Genomic DNA, 19,091 nt, shown 5'->3' with positions numbered 1-19,091 from the left:
ATAAAGAAAAGCAGCCGGATTGGAGCTTGTCCAATCCGGCCTCGGGACTCGTTGTTACAGATCAATTGGAACGAGAGTGCCATTGCCTGATGGCTTTTGGGTGGCACTTTCAGGAAAAGTTCCATCGTCTTGCGCGGGGGATGGTGCAGAGGGTGCTGAGGGTGTGGCGCAGCCACTTAAGGTCATGGGCCGGTTTGCGCGCAGTGGCGCAGGTTCTGGATTTGCCCAGGTGTTGGGTGAAGTCTTGCAGCAGGGATTCTTCCGTACCGATGCCTTTCAGTTTTTTGACCAGAACGCCTTCCTTATAGAACAACACTGTCGGGGTCCCCGTGACATCCGGATGCCGGCACGACTGTGCAGTATCGAGCATGAAGATATCCATCCAGGGTCGGAAAGGTTTGGCGATCTCGAGGAACACTGGACCTGCGAAAACGCAGGCGCCGCAGTGCTCGTTGAAGAAATACAGGACGACAAGGCGCCTGGCTTTCAAGACCTTCCGGTACGTCGACGGCAACGCTGAATATCGAGTCGGCGTCGTCATTGGAGCCTCCTTTATTCAATGTGTTGGACAGCACGACGTTAGGGGCGCTGCGGCGGTTGCTGCAACTGTCAGAGTTGACAGGTGCAGCCCGCTCCCAATCGTGCATCGCGCACCAGGATGTGGCCCGGATACCCGCCATGTGTGACGCAAAGTAGCGAAATGTGGAGTCGCGTTTGGTTACACCGTTTCCCGGGCTATCGCCATCTCGTTGATTCAAAACAAATTTCAATCCATTGCAGATTCCCCGCGAATCCTGTGGCACACTTTCTGCTGTCTATTCCGTAGTAACAAACCGAATTCCGGTATAGCGGAATAAACAACTTCCTGGAGTGCTTGCCATGCATCGCCGACCTTCCTTGTTCAAAGCGTGTGTTTTTGTTCTTGCGGCTTCGTCCGCTGTCATGGGTATGGCCCAGGCGGCCGACAGCAAGCTCGACAGCGTCCTGGCCCGTGGAAAACTGATTGTGGGTACCGGCAGCACCAATGCGCCGTGGCACTTCCAGGGCGCGGACGGCAAATTGCAGGGCTTTGATATCGACATCGCCCGGATGGTGGCCAAAGGTCTGTTCAATGACCCGAGCAAGGTCGAGTTCGTGGTGCAGTCGTCCGACGCGCGGATTCCCAACCTGCTGACCGACAAGGTCGACATGAGCTGCCAGTTCATCACCGTTACCGCCAGCCGTGCGCAGCAAGTGGCGTTCACCTTGCCGTACTACCGCGAAGGCGTCGGCCTGCTGCTGCCGAACAACAGCAAGTACAAGGAAATCGAAGACCTGCAGGCCGCGGGCGACAGCGTGACCGTGGCGGTGCTGCAAAACGTGTACGCCGAAGAGCTGGTGCACCAGGCACTGCCCAAGGCCAAGGTCGATCAGTACGACAGCGTTGATCTGATGTATCAGGCGGTGAATTCCGGTCGCGCCGATGCGGCGGCCACCGACCAGTCTTCGGTCAAATACCTGATGGTGCAGAACCCTGGCCGCTACCGCAGCCCGACTTACGCCTGGAGCCCGCAGACTTATGCCTGCGCCGTCAAACGTGGCGATCAGGATTGGCTGAACTTCGTCAACACCACCCTGCATGAAGCCATGACCGGCGTTGAGTTCCCGACCTACGCCGCGTCGTTCAAGCAATGGTTCGGCGTGGATCTGCCATCGCCCGCCATCGGTTTCCCTGTCGAATTCAAATGATCCCGTGAGAGTGGGGCGCCCTGACGCGCCCCGCTCAAGGTACTGCCGACCATGAACTATCAGTTGAACTTTGCCGCCGTGTGGCGCGATTTCGACACCTTGCTGGCGGGGCTCGGTCTGGGCCTCGAACTGGCGCTGGTGTCGATCGCCATCGGCTGCGTGATCGGCCTGCTGATGGCGTTTGCCTTGCTGTCCAAGCATCGCGCCTTGCGGGTGCTCGCATCGGTGTATGTGACGGTGATCCGTAACACGCCGATTCTGGTGTTGATTCTGTTGATCTACTTTGCGTTGCCGAGTCTGGGGATCCGGCTGGACAAGATCCCTTCGTTCATCATCACCCTGTCGCTGTATGCCGGGGCGTACTTGACCGAAGTGTTCCGCGGCGGCTTGTTGAGCATTCCCAAGGGCCAGCGTGAAGCGGGGCTGGCGATTGGTCTGGGCGAGTGGCAGGTGAAGGCCTACGTCACCGTGCCGGTGATGTTGCGCAATGTGCTGCCGGCGCTGTCGAACAACTTCATTTCGCTGTTCAAGGACACCTCGCTGGCCGCCGCGATCGCGGTGCCGGAGCTGACCTATTACGCGCGCAAGATCAACGTCGAAAGCTACCGGGTGATTGAAACCTGGCTGGTGACCACGGCGTTGTATGTCGCGGCCTGTTACCTCATTGCCATGCTGCTGCGTTACCTCGAGCAGCGTCTGGCAATCCGCCGATAGGAGGCTGCGATGTACGAATCCCCCAGTTGGTTGCATGAGTTGTGGATTGCCCGCGAAGCCTTGTGGCAAGGCTTTCTGACCAGCGTGCAGGTATCGGCGCTGGCGATTCTGTTCGGCACGGTCATCGGTGTGTTTGCCGGGCTGGTGCTGACTTACGGCAAGTTCTGGATGCGCGCGCCGTTTCGCTTGTATGTCGACCTGATTCGCGGCACGCCGGTGTTCGTACTGGTGCTGGCGTGCTTCTACATGGCACCGGCGCTCGGCTGGCAGATCAGCGCGTTTCAAGCCGGCGCACTCGGATTGACGCTGTTTTGCGGCTCGCACGTCGCGGAGATCGTGCGCGGTGCGTTGCAAGCGTTGCCGCGCGGGCAGATGGAAGCCGGCAAGGCCATCGGCCTGACGTTCTATCAGTCCCTCGGTTATGTGCTGTTGCCGCAGGCGCTGCGGCAGATCCTGCCGACCTGGGTCAACTCGTCCACGGAAATCGTCAAGGCCTCGACCTTGCTGTCGGTGATCGGCGTGGCCGAACTGCTGCTCAGCACCCAGCAGATCATCGCCCGGACGTTCATGACTCTGGAGTTTTACCTGTTCGCCGGTTTTCTGTTCTTCGTCATCAACTACGGCATCGAATTACTCGGCCGGCACATTGAAAAGCGGGTGGCCCTGCCATGACTCAAGCTCAATTTTCCAACGTCCAGAACGGCCAGCCGCTGCTGGACATCCGTGGTCTGCACAAACAATACGGCGCAGTCCAAGTGCTCAAGGGTGTCGACCTGAGCATGCAGCGCGGCAACGTCGTGACCCTGATCGGCTCCAGTGGCTCGGGCAAGACCACGCTGCTGCGCTGCGTGAACATGCTCGAGGAATTCCAGGGCGGGCAGATCCTGCTCGACGGCGAATCCATCGGTTATGACGAACTCAACGGCAAACGCGTGCGTCACCCGGAAAAAGTCATCGCTCGCCATCGCGCGATGACCGGCATGGCGTTCCAGCAATTCAACCTGTTCCCGCACCTCACCGCGTTGCAGAACGTCACGCTCGGCCTGCTGAAAGTCAAAAAGATGCACAAGGACGAAGCCGTGGCCCTGGCCGAAAAATGGCTGGAGCGGGTCGGCCTGCTGGAGCGGCGCAATCACTTTCCCGGCCAGTTGTCCGGCGGTCAGCAGCAGCGCGTGGCGATTGCCCGGGCGATTGCGATGAACCCGAGCCTGATGCTGTTCGACGAAGTCACCTCGGCCCTCGACCCGGAACTGGTCGGCGAAGTGCTGAACGTGATCAAAGGTCTGGCCGAGGACGGCATGACCATGTTGCTGGTGACCCACGAAATGCGTTTCGCATTCGAGGTCTCGGACAAGATCGTTTTCATGAATCAGGGGCGCATCGAAGAGCAAGGGCCTCCCAAGGAACTGTTCGAGCGCCCTCAATCGCCGCGGCTGGCGGAATTTCTCAAAAGCACGCGGTTCTGACTTTTCACGTTTTCAATCAGGAGAAACATCCATGAGCATTACTCGTTACGGCACCGGCAGCACCGCCGCTGGCGGCCAGCCTCGTCCATTCGCCCGCGCCGTTGAAGCCGATGGCTGGCTGCACGTTTCCGGGCAGGTGCCGGCGGTGGATGGCGAGATCATTGTCGGTGGCATCGTCGAGCAGACGCACCAGACCATGAAGAACCTGATCGCGATTCTCGAAGAGGCCGGTTATGGCCTGGAAGATGTGGTACGCGCCGGCGTGTGGCTGGACGATCCGCGGGATTTCACCAGTTTCAACAAGGTCTTCGGCGAGTACTTCAAGCCTGAACACGCGCCGGCCCGGGCCTGTGTGCAGGCGAGCATGATGGTCGACTGCAAGGTCGAGATCGACTGCATCGCGTACAAGAAAAAGGCCTGAGTGTCGACCGCTCCCGCGCAAAGCGTGGGAGCGATCTTTCGCGATAAACTCCCGGCACTTTGAATGGGAACCACTGAAATGACCGAAGACACCATCAAGCGCCGGGCACGCGGTCTGGACCGGGCGTTCGATATCCTCGATTTCCTCAAGGAGATCGGCCAGCCACTGCGCCCGAACGACATCGCCAACGGCATCGGCAGCCCGAAATCCACGGTCTACGAACTGGTGGCCTCGTTGCTCGAGCGGCGGATTCTGGAGCCGGTGGGCAAGGACGGTCACGTCTATCTCGGTCGTCAGCTGTATTTCCTCGGCCAGGCGCACTTGCGGCATTTCGACCTCAGTCGCGAGGCCGATCACGCCTTGCAGGAGATCGTCAGCCAGACCCGGGAAACCGCGCAGATGTGCCTGCTCAACGGGCGCAAATACACGGTGGCGCTGATGAAGGAGGGCGAGCGGCATTTCCGCATTTCTTCCGATATCGGCGAGAACGCGCCGATCCCGTGGACCGCGTCCGGGCGTCTGCTGCTGGCGCACTTGAGCGACCAGCAGATCAGCGACCTGATCGACCCCGACGATTTCATTTTGCCCGATGGCGAACGCCTGCCGATGGAGACGTTTCTGGCGGAAATCCGTCAGGCCGGCATCGACGGTTTCTTCTCCTTCGACAGTGTCGCCGACACCTTTACCCATTGCTTCGCCGCCCCGGTCAAAGACCCTCAAGGCGTTGCCATCTGCACCCTGTGCATCGTCGCCCCGCGTGCCGATGCCAAGACCCATTACAACGACTATCGCCGGGTCTTGATCGAGAGCGCCAACAGCCTCGCCCGGCGAATCAACGAATAACCGCGCCTGCCTGCGGGCGCGACTGTGAGGAGTTCGACCATGACGACTGCCAACAACACTGCTGCCGTGGAAAAGGGCGATGCCGCCCTCGGCGCGCAACTGGTGCGTGACATCAGCTTGCCGGCGCTGGTGCTGCACCGCGAAGCGCTGGAGCACAACATCCGCTGGATGCAGACATTCGTCAGCGACAGCGGCGCCGAACTCGCGCCCCACGGCAAGACCAGCATGACCCCGGCGCTGTTTCGTCGTCAGCTCGACGCCGGCGCCTGGGGTATCACCCTGGCCAGCGCCACCCAGACCCGCGCCGCTTACGCCCACGGCGTGCGCCGGGTGCTGATGGCCAACCAACTGGTCGGCACGCCGAACATGGCGTTGATTGCCGACCTGCTGGCGGCCGATTCGGGCTTCGATTTCTATTGCATGGTCGATCACCCGGACAATGTTGCCGATCTGGGCACCTATTTCGCGTCACGCGGCGTACGCCTGAACGTGATGATCGAGTACGGCGTGGTCGGTGGCCGCTGCGGTTGCCGAAGCGAGCAGGAAGTCATCGAACTGGCCAAGGCCATCGGCGCGCAGCCGGCGCTGGCCCTGACCGGCATTGAAGGTTACGAGGGCGTGATCCATGGCGATCACGCCGTCAGCGGTATCCGTGAATTCGCCGCCTCGCTGGTGCGTCTGGCGGTGCAGTTGCAGGACAGCGGGGCGTTTGCCATCGCCAAGCCGATCATCACTGCGTCGGGGTCGGCCTGGTACGACCTGATCGCCGAATCGTTCGAAACGCAGAACGCAAGCGGGCGTTTCCTCAGCGTGTTGCGTCCCGGCAGTTACGTGGCTCACGACCACGGTATCTATAAGGAAGCCCAGTGCTGCGTGCTCGACCGTCGCAGCGACCTGCACGAAGGCCTGCGCCCGGCGCTGGAAGTCTGGGCCCACGTGCAGTCGCTGCCGGAGCCGGGTTTTGCGGTGATTGCTCTGGGCAAGCGTGACGTGGCATTCGATGCCGGCATGCCGGTGCCGCTGTTGCGTTACAAGGCCGGTGTGCTGCCGGCGGAGGGCGACGATGTCGGCGCCTGCAAGGTGACCGCGGTAATGGATCAGCACGCGTTCATGACCGTGGCGCCGGGCGTTGAGTTGCGCGTCGGCGACATCATTTCCTTCGGCACTTCGCACCCGTGCCTGACCTTCGACAAATGGCGCGTGGGGCTGCTGGTGGACGAGCAGCTGGCGGTGATCGAAACCATGGAAACCTGCTTCTGATGAATACGCTCAGTCCATTGGGGCCGAACACCCCGCGCATCGCCCTGATCGGCGAATGCATGATCGAACTACAGCAACGTGCCGACGGAAGCCTGCAACAGAGCTTTGGCGGTGACACGCTGAATACCGCGGTCTATCTGTCCCGCGCCATGGGCGACAAGGCGCAGGTCGACTACGTCACGGCGCTGGGTGATGACAGCTTCAGTGACGCGATGTGCCGCAGTTGGGCCGATGAAGGCATTGGTCTGGATCTCGTCCAGCGTCTACCCGGTCGCCTGCCCGGTTTGTATTGCATCCAGACCGATGCTGCCGGGGAGCGGCGCTTTCTGTATTGGCGAAACGAGGCCGCCGTTCGCGACTGCTTTACCACGCCGGCGGCCACGCCGATTCTGGCGGCGCTGCCGGATTACGACGTGCTGTATTTCAGCGGCATCACGCTGGCGGTACTCGGTGCGCGGGGGCGGGAGAAACTGATCGAGACCTTGATCGAAGCCCGCCAGCGTGACGCGCGAATCGTCTTCGACAACAACTACCGTCCACGCCTGTGGGCCTCGGTGGAGGAGGCGCGGGCGGCCTATCGCAGCGTGTTGCCTCATGTCGATCTGGCGTTGCTGACGGTGGACGACGAGCAGGCGCTGTTCCATTTCGAGGACTGTGAGGCGGTGTTTGAAGCGTACGCGCAGATCGGCACGCCGGAAGTGGTGCTCAAGCGCGGCGCCGAAGCCTGTCTGATCCGTTGTGACGGGGAAGCGTTTGAAGTCCCGGCGCAGAAGGTCGAGAAGGTGGTGGACACCACGGCGGCAGGGGATTCGTTCAGTGCGGCGTATCTGGCCAGTCGCTTGCTTGGAGGGAGCCCGACGGAAGCGGCGCAGGCCGGCCATCTGCTAGCGAGCCGGGTTATTCAAGTACCCGGAGCTCTGATTCCGAAGTAATCGGTGAATGGCCGATTGCTGCGCAATCGGATCGCGAGCAAGCTCGCTCCCACAGTGTTTGGTGTCGTTCACAGATACTTTGTGGGAGCGAGCTTGCTCCCGAAGGCAAACACTCAGTCGCGGAAAAACACCTGCACCAGGTGATACCCGAACTTGCTCTTGATCGGCCCGTGCACGGTGCGCAGCGGTTTCTTGAAGATCACCGCATCGATCGCACCGACCATCTGACCCGGCCGCACTTCACCCAGATCGCCGCCACGCTTGCCGGACGGGCAGGTCGAAAACTTCTTCGCCAGCACATCGAATGCTTCACCGTTGGCGATGCGTTGTTTGAGTTTTTCAGCCTCTTCGGCGGTCTTCACCAGAATGTGGCGGGCTTGGGCTTTCATCGTGCAATACCTGTAGCGGGGTGACGGCGGGGCGCGGATTATGCCTCAAGTCACGGGGTTTGGCTGAACATCGCGCGGATCTTGCCGGCCAGCTGTTCGATGGAAAACGGCTTGGCGACCATGTCCATGCCGTCCTCGAGAAAGCCCTGACGCTCGGCGGCTTTCTGCGCGTAACCGGTCATGAACAACACTTTGAGCCCCGGTCGATGCTGGCGAGCGATCTCCGCCATTTGCCGGCCGTTCATGCCCGGCAGGCCGACGTCGGTCACCAGCAGGTCCACCCGCAGGTCCGATTCGAGTAGCGGCAAGGCACCCTTGGCGTCTTCGGCTTCATGGGCGTGATAACCCAGCTCCTTGAGCAGGTCCATGACCAGCATGCGCACCGCCGGATCGTCCTCGACCACCACCACGGTTTCGCCGGTGGCGACAGTAGGGGTCTCGGTGACTGTTTCGATCTCCGGCCGCTCCGGTTCCAGTGCATGCAAACGCGGCAGGTACAGGCGCACGCAGGTGCCCTGGCCCGGCAGGCTGTCGAGGCTGACATGCCCGCCGGATTGCTGGGCGAAGCCATAAATCATCGACAACCCGAGCCCGGTGCCCTGGCCGATCGGCTTGGTGGTGAAGAACGGATCGAAGGCTTTCGAGCGCACCGACGGCGTCATGCCGGTGCCGTTGTCGCTCACCGCGAGCATCAGGTAGTCGCCGGCCTTGACCGGTTCGAGTGTGGTGATGTCGTTGCCGTCGAGGTAAACGTTGGCCGTTTCGATCAGCAGCTCGCCGCCGTCGGGCATGGCATCACGGGCGTTGATCACCAGGTTGAGCAGGGCGTTTTCCAGTTGACTGACGTCAGTGCTGACGGACCAGACATGGTCGGCCAGGCGCAACTTGAGCTCGATCGGATCGCCCTTGGTGCGGCGGATCAGGTCTTCAAGTGAATGGACCAGCTCGTTGACGTCGATAGTCTTGCGATCCAGCGACTGACGCCGGGAGAACGCCAGCAGACGGTGGGTCAGCGCCGCCGCGCGGTTGGCCGAGGACACTGCCGCATCGGTGAAGCGGCTGATTTCATCGGTGCGGCCGCTGGCGATATAGCGTTGCATCAGGTCGAGGCTGCCGATGATTCCGGTCAGCATGTTGTTGAAGTCATGGGCGATGCCGCCGGTGAGCTGGCCCACCGCTTCCATTTTCTGCGCGTGGCGCAGGGCGTCTTCGGCACGCTCGCGTTCGAACATTTCATTCTGCAAACGCTGGTTGGCCTGGGCCAGTTGTTCGGTGCGCGCACTCACGCGTTCCTCAAGGGTTTCGTTGAGGTTGCGCAGGGCTTCTTCGGTTTTTTTACGTTCGGTCTCGTCGATCACGAAGATGTAGAAACCGTTCACCGCGCCGTCCGCGCCGTGGCGTGGCAGGTAATTCATCAAGGCATGCCGCTGACTGCCGTCGCGGTGTGGCGTGTACAGACTGAACGAGCAGGGTTGGCCGGCGAGCGCTTCGGCAATGTACGGCGCTCGCAGGAAATAGGCTTCTTCGCCGATCACTTCGCGGATCGTGCGGCCGTACAGCTCTTGCGGCGTGAGCCCGTACCAGTCCAGGTACGCGGCGTTGTTCAGGCGAAAGCGTTGTTCGTGGTCGACGTAGCTGATCAGAATCGGCATGGCGTTAATGATCAGTTGCAGCTCGGTCTGGCTTTGACGCAGTGCCTGTTCGGTGTGTTTGCGTTCGGTCAAATCCAGCGCGGCGCCCAGAAAACGCATCGGCCGGCCATGATGATCCTTGTAGCAGCGCCCGCGGGCGAACACCCAGCGCAGCTCGCCATTGGCTTGCAGCAGTCGATACTCCTCGGCGTATTCGGTGCCGTGGGTGATGCAATGCTTGATGCTGCGGGCGATCAGCGCGCGGTCTTCGGGGTGCACGCCGTGCAGGTATTCACTGATCGGCAATTGTCCGGCCAGCGCTGGGTCGACCCCGTGCAACTGGGCGAAATGCGCGTCGGCGATGAAGCGGTCTTCGCCGATGTCCCAATCCCAGGTGCCGACCGCATCGGTGGCCGCCAGCGCCAGTTGCAGGCGCTCTTCGCTTTCGCGCTGGGCCTTGAGGCTGTCTTCGGAGCGCTGCTGCAGTTCCAGGGCGATGCGCCGGCGTTCGTTGGTTTCAATGGCGGTGACCAGGATCCCGGCCACTTGCGCGCTTTCGTCGCGGATCGGGCTGTAGGTCAGATCCAGCCAGAAGTCGGAATCCTTGCCGTCCCGTTGCAGGGTAAAGCGTCGTTCGCTGTAGGTTCGCACCTGGCCTTGTAGGACGGCGCTGTAAATCGGGTCGGTAAAGTCCCGAAGTTCCGGCCATATCTGGTGCGCCGGCTGTCCGAAAGCGTGCGGATGTTTGCTCCCGGCGAGCAGCGCAAAGCCGTTGTTGTAGATCTGGGTCAGTTGCGGGCCCCACAACAGCAGCATCGGCATCGGCGAGTGAATCACGATGTCCACCGCGGTGCGCAGGCTTTGTGGCCAGGTGTCGGCGCTGCCCAGCGGGCTGCGACTCCAGTCGGTGCGGGCAATCAATGCCTGGGCGTCGTTGGTGTTTGGTACAGCGTTCATCACATCAATCCTGAACATCGGTCGGTGAGGCGGCGTCTACTATCCTAGTGCGGTAGACGCTGTAAGACCCGTCGCGTCACGACGCACGGTCTTGTGTTCATTGAAAGCTTCGCAGGTGCTTTAGGCCATGGAAATCGATGCATTGCTCAAACAACTGGCGAGCCGTCACGGTTCGGATCTGTTCCTGTCCACGGGCGCACCGCCCAGTGCGCGGTTCGACGGGGTGTTGACGCCGTTGAGCGAGCAGCCCTTCAAACCCGGTGAGGTGGCCACTGTCGCCGCTTCCCTGATGGACGCTGAACAACGTCGGGAGTTCGACCGGGATCTGGAAATGAACCTGGCGATTTCCCGCACCGGCATCGGTCGCTTTCGGGTGAATATCTTCAAGCAACGCAACGACGTGTCAATCGTGATCCGCAACGTCAAACTCGATATCCCGCGATTCGAAGACTTGAAACTGCCGTCGGTATTGCTCGAAACGGTGATGCTCAAGCAAGGGCTGATCCTGTTCGTCGGCGCCACCGACTCGGGTAAATCCACGTCGCTGGCGGCGCTGATCGACCATCGCAATCGCTACAGCAGCGGTCACATCATCACCATTGAAGACCCGGTGGAATACATCCATCGCCATAAGAAGTCGATCATCAACCAGCGCGAAGTCGGAGTCGACACGCGCAGCTTTCACGCTGCGCTGAAAAACACCCTGCGCCAGGCCCCCGACGTGGTGCTGATCGGCGAAATCCGTGACCGCGAGACCATGGAGCATGCGCTGGCTTTCGCCGAAACCGGGCACCTTGTGTTGTCGACATTGCATGCCAACAACGCCAATCAGGCGCTGGACCGGATCATCAATTTCTTCCCCGAAGAACGCCGGCCACAATTGCTGCATGCCTTGGGCAATCACCTCAAGGCGTTCGTCTCCCAGCGTCTGGTCCGAACCCGGGACGGTCAGCGCCGGGCCGCTGCCGAGGTGATGCTCGGCACGCCGACGATTGCTGACCTGATCCGGCGCAATGACTTTGGCGAGCTGAAAACCATCATGGAGAAATCGGCCGAACTGGGCATGCAGACCTTTGACGGTGCACTGTTTGCGCTGGTGGCAGAAGGGGTGATCGATGAAGACGAGGCCCTGAAAAACGCAGATTCGGTCAACAACCTGCGCCTGCGTCTGAAGCTCCACGCCGACACCATGTCGTCCCCACCGCCATCGACTGGCGAGTGGGGGCTGATGGACTGACAGGCGTCAGTCGCGAAGTTCGACCCGATTGCGAAACTGCTCAAGTGCTTGCGGGTTGGCCAGCGCGTCGGTGTTTTTCACCGGTTCACCGTGCACCACATTACGCACGGCCAGCTCCACCACCTTGCCGCTGATGGTGCGCGGAATGTCGCTGACCGCGACGATCTTCGCCGGTACATGGCGCGGTGTGGTGTTGGCGCGGATCACCTGGCGGATCTGCTGTTGCAGCGCCTCATCCAGCGTTACGCCTTCCTTGAGGCGCACGAACAGCACTACTCGCACGTCATCCTGCCATTGTTGGCCAATGGCGACACTGTCCAATACCTCCGGAACCTTCTCCACCTGACGGTAGATTTCCGCCGTACCGATGCGCACGCCGCCGGGGTTGAGCACGGCGTCGGAGCGGCCGTGAATCAGCATCCCGCCGTGGGGCAATTGTTCGGCGTAGTCACCCTGGGCCCAGACGCCGGGGAACTGGCTGAAATAGGATTTGCGCAACTTTTCGCCGTCGGGATCGTTCCAGAGTCCGACGGGCATCGCCGGGAATGGTCGAGTGCACACCAACTCACCTTTTTCGCCAATCACCGGCTGCCCGGCGTCGTTCCACACTTCGACGGCCATGGCCAGACTCTTGCCCATGATCTCGCCCCGGCGCACTGCCGACATCGGGTTGCCGTTGACGAAGCAGGACACGATGTCCGTGCCGCCGGACATCGAGGACAGGCAGACGTCGGGTTTGAAATCGCGATAGACGAAGTCGTAACTCTGCGGCGACAGCGCGGAACCGGTGCAGAGCAGGGTTTTCAGGTGGCTCAAGTCGTAGCTTTCACGGGGCTTGATGCCGCTGTTTTCCAGGGTCGCGAGAAATTTCGGGCCGGTGCCGAACACGCTGACCTGCTCGTCGTCCAGCAGCTCCAGCATTCGCTCGTTGTCCGGATAAAACGGTGAGCCGTCATACAGCACCACCGCGCTGCCGACCGCCAGCGCCGACACCAGCCAGTTCCACATCATCCAGCCGCAAGTGGTGTAGTAGAACAAGCGGTCGCCGGGGCCCAGATCGACATGCAGCCCGTGTTCCTTGGCGTGTTGCAGCAACACGCCGCCGGTGCTGTGAACGATGCATTTAGGTACGCCGGTGGTGCCGCTCGAATAGAGCACGTACAGCGGATGGTCGAACGGCACCGGGACGAAGTGCGATTCATCGCCCGGTTCGTAGAAGTCGTCCCACAGCGTGACGTTGGCGGGTGTCCGGTAATCCGTGGCCTGCGCCTGAGGTCGTGCGTAAGGCACGATGATCAGCTGTTGCAAGGACGGCAACTGCTCGAGGATTTCGTTGACCTTGACGGTCTGGTCGATCGCTTTGCCGGCGTAGCGGTAACCGGCACAGGTGATCAACACTTTCGGTTCGATCTGGCCGAAGCGATCAATCACCCCGTGGGTGCCGAAGTCCGGTGAGGAACAGGACCAGATTGCGCCGAGACTGGTGGTCGCGAGCATTGCCACCAGGGTTTGCCAGGTGTTGGGCATGCAGGCTGCGACCCGGTCACCGACCACGACGCCGGCCGCTTGCAGGCTGGCCTGGAACCCGGCGACGTGTTGGGCCAGTTCGGCCCAGGTCAGCAATTCTCGCTGACCGTTTTCCCCGATGGCGATCACGGCGATTGCATCGTCGCGTCGGCTCAGCAGGTGTTTGGCGAAGTTCAGGGTGGCGCCGGGAAACCACTGGGCACCCGGCATTTTCAGGCCGTCACGCAGAACGGCGTCGGGCTGGGTATGAAAACGGATATCGAAGAAATCGACGATCGCCTGCCAGAACGCTTCGCGCTGGTCGATGGACCATTGGTGCAGGGCCGGGTAGTCGTCGAGGTGCACATGGTGACGCTGCATGATGAAGCGCCGAAAGCCGTCCATGCGGGACCGGGCAATACGTTGGGCATCGGGCTGCCAGAGAATGTCGGACATGGTTTGCCTCTTATTGTTTGTCAGAAAGCTCCCACCGCAACGTGGGAGCGATCAGTTGCAAGCTTACTGCGCGAGCCACCCGCCATCGATATTCCACGCCGCGCCACGCACCTGGCTACCGGCTTCGCTGCACAGAAACAGCACCAGTTCACCCAGATGTGCAGGGGTGACGAACTCCAGCGACGGCTGCTTCTCGGCCAGCAAGTCGTGTTGCGCCTGCTGTGAGTCGACACCCTTGGCTGCGCGATCATCGATCTGCTTCTGCACCAGTGGCGTCAGCACCCAGCCCGGGCAGATGGCGTTACAGGTGACGTTGCTGGCGGCGGTTTCCAGGCCGACCACCTTGGTCAGGCCGATCACGCCATGTTTGGCTGCCACGTACGCGGCTTTGCCGGTGGAACCGACCAGACCGTGCACCGAGGCGATGTTGACGATCCGGCCCCAACCCTTGGCGCGCATGCCCGGCAAACTCAGGCGGGTGCTGTGAAACACTGACGACAGGTTGATCGCGATGATCGAATCCCAGCGCTCCACAGGAAACTCTTCAACCGCCGCAACGTGCTGGATGCCGGCGTTATTGACCAGAATATCCACGCCGCCGAATTCGCGTTCGGCGTAGGCGATCATGTCGGCGATCTGCGCCGGGTCGCTGACGTCCGCCGGGTGATGGCCGACTTTGCCGCCGAACTGTTCGACTTCGGCAATCACCTTTGAAGCATCGCCAAAGCCGTTGAGGATCAGGTTGGCGCCAGCCTTGGCCAGCGTCAGGGCGATGCCCAGCCCGATGCCGCTGGTGGAGCCGGTAACCAGTGCGGTCTTGCCAGAAAGAGTCGTCATCAATACCTCACACAATGCCAGTGGCGTAGAAAGTGCCGATCACCACGAAAACCGCCAGGGTCTTGATCAGCGTAATACAGAAAATGTCCTTGTAGGCCTCACGGTGAGTCAGGCCGGTGACGGCGAGCAGGGTGATCACCGCGCCGTTGTGCGGCAGGGTGTCCATGCCGCCGCTGGCCATTGCGGCCACCCGGTGCAGCACCTCCAGCGGAATATTGGCGGCGTGGGCGGCGCTGATGAATTGTTCGGACATCGCGGCCAGCGCGATGCTCATGCCGCCCGAAGCGGAGCCGGTGATACCCGCCAGCAAGGTCACGGTGATCGCTTCGTTGACCAGTGGATTGGGAATGCTCTTGAGCCAGTCGGCCAGCACCAGAAACCCCGGCAACGAAGCGATCACAGCGCCGAAACCGTATTCCGACGCGGTATTCATCGCCGCCAGCAGCGCTCCGCTGACAGCGCTTTTGCTGCCCTCGGCGAGCTTGCTTTTGATGGCTTTAAAACCGAACGCCAGCACCATCAGGATGCCCACCAGCAAAGCCGCTTGCACCGCCCAGATCGCCGTCAGTTTGGCGATTTCGGTGGTGACCGGCGCGGCCATGCCCGGCAGCGCGAGGCTGTGGGTTTTGCCGTACCACTGTGGAATCCACTGGGTGAACAGCAGATTCATGATGCCCACTGCCAGCAGCGGCGAAAGAGCAATCCAGGGGTTCGGCAGTTTGAGGTCTTCGGCGGTTTCCGGTTCGTTGCGCAGTTCGGTGCCGTAGCCTTCACCCGCACGGTGAGCTTTGTTGCGTTGGCGCTGCAAGAACAGCATGCCGGCGCAGAACACGAAAATCGTGCCGATCACACCCAGCCACGGCGCCGCCCATGCGGTGGTGTTGAAGAAGGTGCTGGGGATGATGTTCTGGATCTGCGGCGTGCCGGGCAGGGCGTCCATGGTGAACGAGAACGCGCCGAGGGCGATGGTCGCCGGGATCAGGCGTTTGGGGATATTGCTCTGGCGAAACATTTCCGCCGCGAACGGGTAAACCGCGAACACCACCACGAACAGCGAAACGCCGCCGTAGGTGAGCAGGGCACAGACCAGCACGATCACCAGCATCGCCTGGCGGGTGCCGAGCAAGCGTATCGCTGCTGCGACAATCGAGCGGGAGAAACCCGACAGCTCGATCAGCTTGCCGAATACGGCGCCGAGCAGGAACACAGGAAAGTAGAGTTTGATGAAGCCGACCATTTTCTCCATGAACACCCCGGTGAAAGCTGGGGCGACGGCGGAAGGGTCGGTGAGCAGGACGGCGCCGAGGGCGGCGATCGGGGCAAAGAGGATAACGCTGTAGCCACGGTAGGCCGCAAGCATCAGCAGCGCCAGGGCTGCCAAGGCGATGATCACACTCATGGTGTGCTCCTTCGATTGTTATTTTTGTGGGTGAAACGGGTGTGGGAAGGGCTATAGCGAGATCTGTGCCAGATGATTAAGTTGTTGAAATAAAAGGAATTAAGTTGATGTTTGGTGGTGGTTTTCGAGGTTTTGTCTCTGTTTTGAGACTTCTATGGCTGTGAGGACGCTTTCGCGGGCAAGCCCGCTCCCACATGGATACCCATATCTCCTGTGGGAGCGAGCTTGCTCGCGAAGCTTTTGATCTTGTCCCGTTACGGAGATTTATGTCTCTCTATTGAGACTATGCAATGCCCAGCGCAATCATCTTCTTGTAAAGCGTCGAGCGTCCGAGCCCGAGCCGCTCAGCCGCCTCGATCACCTTGCCCCCGCATTGCGCGAGGGTGGATTGAATCAACTGTCGGTCGAAACGCTCACGGGCCTGACTGAAGGTCTCGCTGGCTAGCGGCTCTGACAGAGGCGCCAGCGTCCGTTCAACCGGTGTAAACGTGCCAATCGCCGCACGAATGTCATCCGCCGTCAGCATCAAGTCATCACTGAGCAACGCCGCTCGCTCCAGCACATTGCGCAGCTCGCGGATATTCCCCGGCCAGGCATGCTGACCCAGCAGCTCCAGCGCTTCGCGATTCAGCTCGTGTTGACTGCGCAGTTCTTCAAGAATCGCTTCACTGAGCGCCGGCAGATCGTCCAGCCGTTCGCGCAATGGGGGCACCTGAATCGGCAGCACGTTGAGCCGGTAGTACAAGTCCGCTCGGAACTCGCCGCGCTTGATCGCCGCTTCCAGGTCTGTCGACGTTGCCGCAATCACCCGCACATCGCTTTGGATCACGTCGTTGGAGCCGACAGGTTCGAACTCCTTTTCCTGCAGCACCCGCAGCAATTTGCTTTGCAGCGGCAGAGGCATGTCGCCGATCTCGTCGAGAAACAGCGTCCCGCCCTGAGCAATCTGCAACTTGCCGGTGCGGCCCTTGCGGTCGGCACCGGTGAAGGCGCCGGGAGCCGTTCCGAAGAACTCGGCCTCGAGCAGCGCTTCGGGAATCGCTGCGCTGTTGATGCTGACGAAGGCTTTGTGCGCACGAGGCGAGGCGCCGTGGATCGCTTGTGCCAGCAACTCCTTGCCGCTGCCGGTCTCGCCCAGCAACAGAACCGGCGACTCGGCGCTGGCGCTGCGACGGGCACGGCGCTTGACCTCGAGGCTGGCAGCGCTGGTGCCGATGAAATGGGCAAAGTTGTATTTGGTCTGCCGGGCACGCAGCAGCGAGCGGGTCGAGGCCAGTTCTTCCTGCATGCTCAGGTAGCGCTTGAGCATCGGCGACAGGGTGCGCAATTCGTCGAACAGGGCAAAACCGATGGCGCCGATCACCGCGCCGGCGTCGTCGTGGATCGGCAGGCGCATCACCACCAGCGGTTCTTTCGGGGTGTCCTGCATGTCCAGCAGGATTGGCCGCCCGGTGCGCACCACTTCGCGCAGCAGGCTGCCGGGGATTACGCTTTCGCAGGGTTTGCCGATGGCGCCGGCCGCAGAGTCGAGACCAAAACGTCGGGCGTAGCGCTCGTTCATCCAGACGATGTTCGCGTCGCGGTCGACAATCACCGTGCCTTCACTGGACTGCTCGATGATCTCGAACAACGAACGGATGGCCAGCGTGCGAACCCGTTGGTAATCCTTGAGGCTTTCGGTGGTGTTCATGGCGGCGTCCATTGGCGGAAGTCAGGTGGCGCGATTATGCCTATCCCGGATGCGCTGCGGCCAACAGCTCTTTGGTGTACGGGTGCTGCGGTGAGTCGAACACGTCATGGCTGGCGCCACTTTCGACTACCTTGCCGTCCTTGATCACGATCATGTCGTGGGCGAGGGCGCGTACCACTGCAAGATCGTGGCTGATGAACAGGTACGTCAGGCCGTGTTTTTCCTGAAGCTGGCGGAGCAGGGCGACCACCTGTTTCTGCACGGTGCGATCCAGCGCCGAAGTCGGCTCGTCGAGCAGGATCAATGCAGGCTTCAATACCAGCGCCCGGGCAATGGCAATGCGCTGACGCTGGCCGCCGGAAAACTCATGGGGGTAGCGATGACGGCTTTCGGGATCGAGCCCGACCTCCTTGAGCACGCGGATCACCTGGTCGTCGCACTCGTCGGCGGTGGACTGGCAATGCACTTCCAGCCCTTCGCTGATGATCTGCGCTACCGACATGCGCGGGCTGAGGCTGCCGAACGGATCCTGAAACACCACCTGCATCTGCCGGCGCCATGGCCGCATCTGCTTCTGGTCGAGACCGTCAAGTGCTGTGCCCTGGAAGCGAATACTGCCCTTGGAGTCGAGCAGGCGCAGGATCGCCTGGCCGAGAGTCGATTTGCCCGAGCCGGATTCGCCGACGATGCCCAAAGTCTTGCCGCGCTGGATGTTCAGGCTGATGCCGTCCACCGCGCGCAGGTATTGCTTGCGCCGGAACAGTCCGCCGCCCACCGTAAAGTCGACTCGCAGATCATCGACTTCCAGCACGTTTTCACGTTCGTCCCGGGGCAGCGCCTCGCCCTCCGGTTCAGCGTTGAGCAACACGCAGCTGTAAGGGTGTTGCGGTGCGGTGAACAGGGTTTCGCACGGCGCCTGCTCGACGATTTCGCCGGCCTTCATCACGCATACTCGCTGAGCAATGCTGCGCACCAGATTGAGGTCATGGCTGATCAGCAGCAGCGACATGCCCAGGCGCCGTTGCAGGGATTTGAGCAGCAACAGGATCTTGCGCTGTACGGTCACATCGAGGGCGGTGGTCGGCTCGTCGGCGATCAGCAATTCGGGTTCGCAGGCCAGGGCCATCGCAATCATGACTCGCTGGCGCTGGCCGCCGGACAACTGATGCGGATAAGCCTTCAGTCGCTCTTTCGGCTTCTGGATGCCCACCAGTTCGAGCAGTTCGAGGATCCGCGCCTGAGCTTCCTTGCCGCCGAGGCCACGGTGCAGCAACAGGGTTTCGCCGATCTGTTTTTCAATCGTGTGCAACGGATTGAGCGAGGTCATCGGCTCCTGGAAAATCATGGCGATGCGGTTGCCGCGCAGATCGCGCAGGGTCTTGGGATCGGCGCCGACCAGTTCCTGGCCACGATAGCGGATGCTGCCGGTAGTCCGGGCATCGCATTCCGGGAGCAGTTGCAGAATCGAATGGGCGGTCACCGACTTGCCCGAGCCCGACTCGCCGACCAGTGCCAGGCACTCGCCGGGGCGAATGTCCAGGCACAGGTTGCGCACCACGGTCTGGCCATGGAAGGCGACGCTGAGGTCACGGATTTCGATCAGGTTGTCAGTCATATCAAAGGTC

17 protein-coding genes are annotated in these 19,091 nt (G+C 61.3%); 9 read left to right on the top strand and 8 right to left on the bottom strand.

Annotation, left to right across the window (positions count from 1 at the left end):
* Positions 1 to 109: 109 nt before the first annotated feature.
* Positions 110 to 541 carry a thioredoxin family protein gene (locus tag AC1MDC_RS01135; RefSeq protein ID WP_480392311.1) on the bottom strand — a complete coding sequence of 144 codons (432 nt, stop codon included), beginning with the start codon at positions 539 to 541 and terminating at the stop codon, positions 110 to 112.
* A 338-nt stretch (positions 542 to 879) separates the two neighbouring features.
* Between AC1MDC_RS01135 and AC1MDC_RS01130 the strand changes: the two genes are divergently transcribed.
* The 8 genes from AC1MDC_RS01130 (at position 880) to AC1MDC_RS01095 (ending at position 7,364) form a co-directional block, all read left to right on the top strand.
* Positions 880 to 1,728 (top strand): transporter substrate-binding domain-containing protein, encoded by an 849-nt coding sequence (locus AC1MDC_RS01130; protein ID WP_085695951.1) that lies wholly within the window; start codon positions 880 to 882, stop codon positions 1,726 to 1,728.
* 51 nt (positions 1,729 to 1,779) lie between these two features.
* Positions 1,780 to 2,442: an amino acid ABC transporter permease gene (locus AC1MDC_RS01125; protein ID WP_059405928.1), complete on the top strand. Its 663-nt coding sequence runs from the start codon at positions 1,780 to 1,782 to the stop codon at positions 2,440 to 2,442.
* Positions 2,443 to 2,451: 9 nt separating this feature from the next.
* Positions 2,452 to 3,114, top strand: a complete 663-nt coding sequence (locus tag AC1MDC_RS01120) for an amino acid ABC transporter permease (RefSeq protein WP_480392310.1) — start codon at positions 2,452 to 2,454, stop codon at positions 3,112 to 3,114.
* Complete coding sequence (locus tag AC1MDC_RS01115; protein WP_480392309.1) at positions 3,111 to 3,908, top strand: amino acid ABC transporter ATP-binding protein; 798 nt, start codon at positions 3,111 to 3,113, stop codon at positions 3,906 to 3,908. The genes AC1MDC_RS01120 and AC1MDC_RS01115 overlap by 4 nt, the downstream gene beginning before the upstream one ends.
* A 31-nt stretch (positions 3,909 to 3,939) precedes the next feature.
* A complete protein-coding gene (locus tag AC1MDC_RS01110; RefSeq protein ID WP_039768794.1) occupies positions 3,940 to 4,329 on the top strand; it encodes a RidA family protein in 390 nt (129 codons plus the stop codon).
* A 78-nt stretch (positions 4,330 to 4,407) separates the two neighbouring features.
* Positions 4,408 to 5,172 carry an IclR family transcriptional regulator gene (locus AC1MDC_RS01105; RefSeq protein WP_085695953.1) on the top strand — a complete coding sequence of 255 codons (765 nt, stop codon included), beginning with the start codon at positions 4,408 to 4,410 and terminating at the stop codon, positions 5,170 to 5,172.
* A 39-nt stretch (positions 5,173 to 5,211) separates the two neighbouring features.
* Positions 5,212 to 6,432 carry an amino acid deaminase gene (locus tag AC1MDC_RS01100; protein ID WP_480392308.1) on the top strand — a complete coding sequence of 407 codons (1,221 nt, stop codon included), beginning with the start codon at positions 5,212 to 5,214 and terminating at the stop codon, positions 6,430 to 6,432.
* Positions 6,432 to 7,364, top strand: coding sequence for a sugar kinase (locus tag AC1MDC_RS01095; RefSeq protein ID WP_227232725.1), 933 nt, complete (start codon positions 6,432 to 6,434; stop codon positions 7,362 to 7,364). The genes AC1MDC_RS01100 and AC1MDC_RS01095 overlap by 1 nt, the downstream gene beginning before the upstream one ends.
* Positions 7,365 to 7,477: 113 nt before the next feature.
* Here the strand turns inward: AC1MDC_RS01095 and AC1MDC_RS01090 are convergent, their stop codons facing one another.
* Positions 7,478 to 7,753 (bottom strand): peptidylprolyl isomerase, encoded by a 276-nt coding sequence (locus AC1MDC_RS01090; RefSeq protein WP_085695956.1) that lies wholly within the window; start codon positions 7,751 to 7,753, stop codon positions 7,478 to 7,480.
* Positions 7,754 to 7,803: 50 nt separating this feature from the next.
* Positions 7,804 to 10,341 (bottom strand): PAS domain-containing hybrid sensor histidine kinase/response regulator, encoded by a 2,538-nt coding sequence (locus tag AC1MDC_RS01085; RefSeq protein WP_266200161.1) that lies wholly within the window; start codon positions 10,339 to 10,341, stop codon positions 7,804 to 7,806.
* Positions 10,342 to 10,468: 127 nt separating this feature from the next.
* On the opposite strand from AC1MDC_RS01085, the gene AC1MDC_RS01080 reads away from it, so the two are divergent.
* Positions 10,469 to 11,578 (top strand): PilT/PilU family type 4a pilus ATPase, encoded by a 1,110-nt coding sequence (locus AC1MDC_RS01080; protein WP_480392307.1) that lies wholly within the window; start codon positions 10,469 to 10,471, stop codon positions 11,576 to 11,578.
* Positions 11,579 to 11,584: 6 nt separating this feature from the next.
* On the opposite strand, the gene AC1MDC_RS01075 is transcribed toward AC1MDC_RS01080, so the two are convergent.
* The 5 genes from AC1MDC_RS01075 to AC1MDC_RS01055 all read right to left on the bottom strand — a co-directional run bounded on the left by AC1MDC_RS01075 (position 11,585) and on the right by AC1MDC_RS01055 (position 19,081).
* Positions 11,585 to 13,540 (bottom strand): acetoacetate--CoA ligase, encoded by a 1,956-nt coding sequence (locus AC1MDC_RS01075; protein WP_480392306.1) that lies wholly within the window; start codon positions 13,538 to 13,540, stop codon positions 11,585 to 11,587.
* A 63-nt stretch (positions 13,541 to 13,603) separates the two neighbouring features.
* Positions 13,604 to 14,377, bottom strand: a complete 774-nt coding sequence (gene hbdH / locus AC1MDC_RS01070; protein WP_480392305.1) for a 3-hydroxybutyrate dehydrogenase — start codon at positions 14,375 to 14,377, stop codon at positions 13,604 to 13,606.
* Positions 14,378 to 14,384: 7 nt separating this feature from the next.
* The gene (locus AC1MDC_RS01065) at positions 14,385 to 15,776 is read right to left on the bottom strand and encodes a GntP family permease (RefSeq protein ID WP_085701918.1); all 1,392 of its coding nucleotides are present in this window, start codon (positions 15,774 to 15,776) and stop codon (positions 14,385 to 14,387) included.
* A gap of 283 nt (positions 15,777 to 16,059) precedes the next feature.
* Complete coding sequence (locus tag AC1MDC_RS01060; protein WP_480392304.1) at positions 16,060 to 17,466, bottom strand: sigma-54 interaction domain-containing protein; 1,407 nt, start codon at positions 17,464 to 17,466, stop codon at positions 16,060 to 16,062.
* 40 nt (positions 17,467 to 17,506) lie between these two features.
* Positions 17,507 to 19,081 carry an ABC transporter ATP-binding protein gene (locus tag AC1MDC_RS01055; protein WP_085695962.1) on the bottom strand — a complete coding sequence of 525 codons (1,575 nt, stop codon included), beginning with the start codon at positions 19,079 to 19,081 and terminating at the stop codon, positions 17,507 to 17,509.
* Positions 19,082 to 19,091: the final 10 nt, after the last annotated feature.

This window comes from Pseudomonas sp. 1, assembly GCF_056626735.1.
Note: the sequence above shows the minus strand (reverse complement) of the source record. Positions and strands in the feature narration are given on the sequence as shown.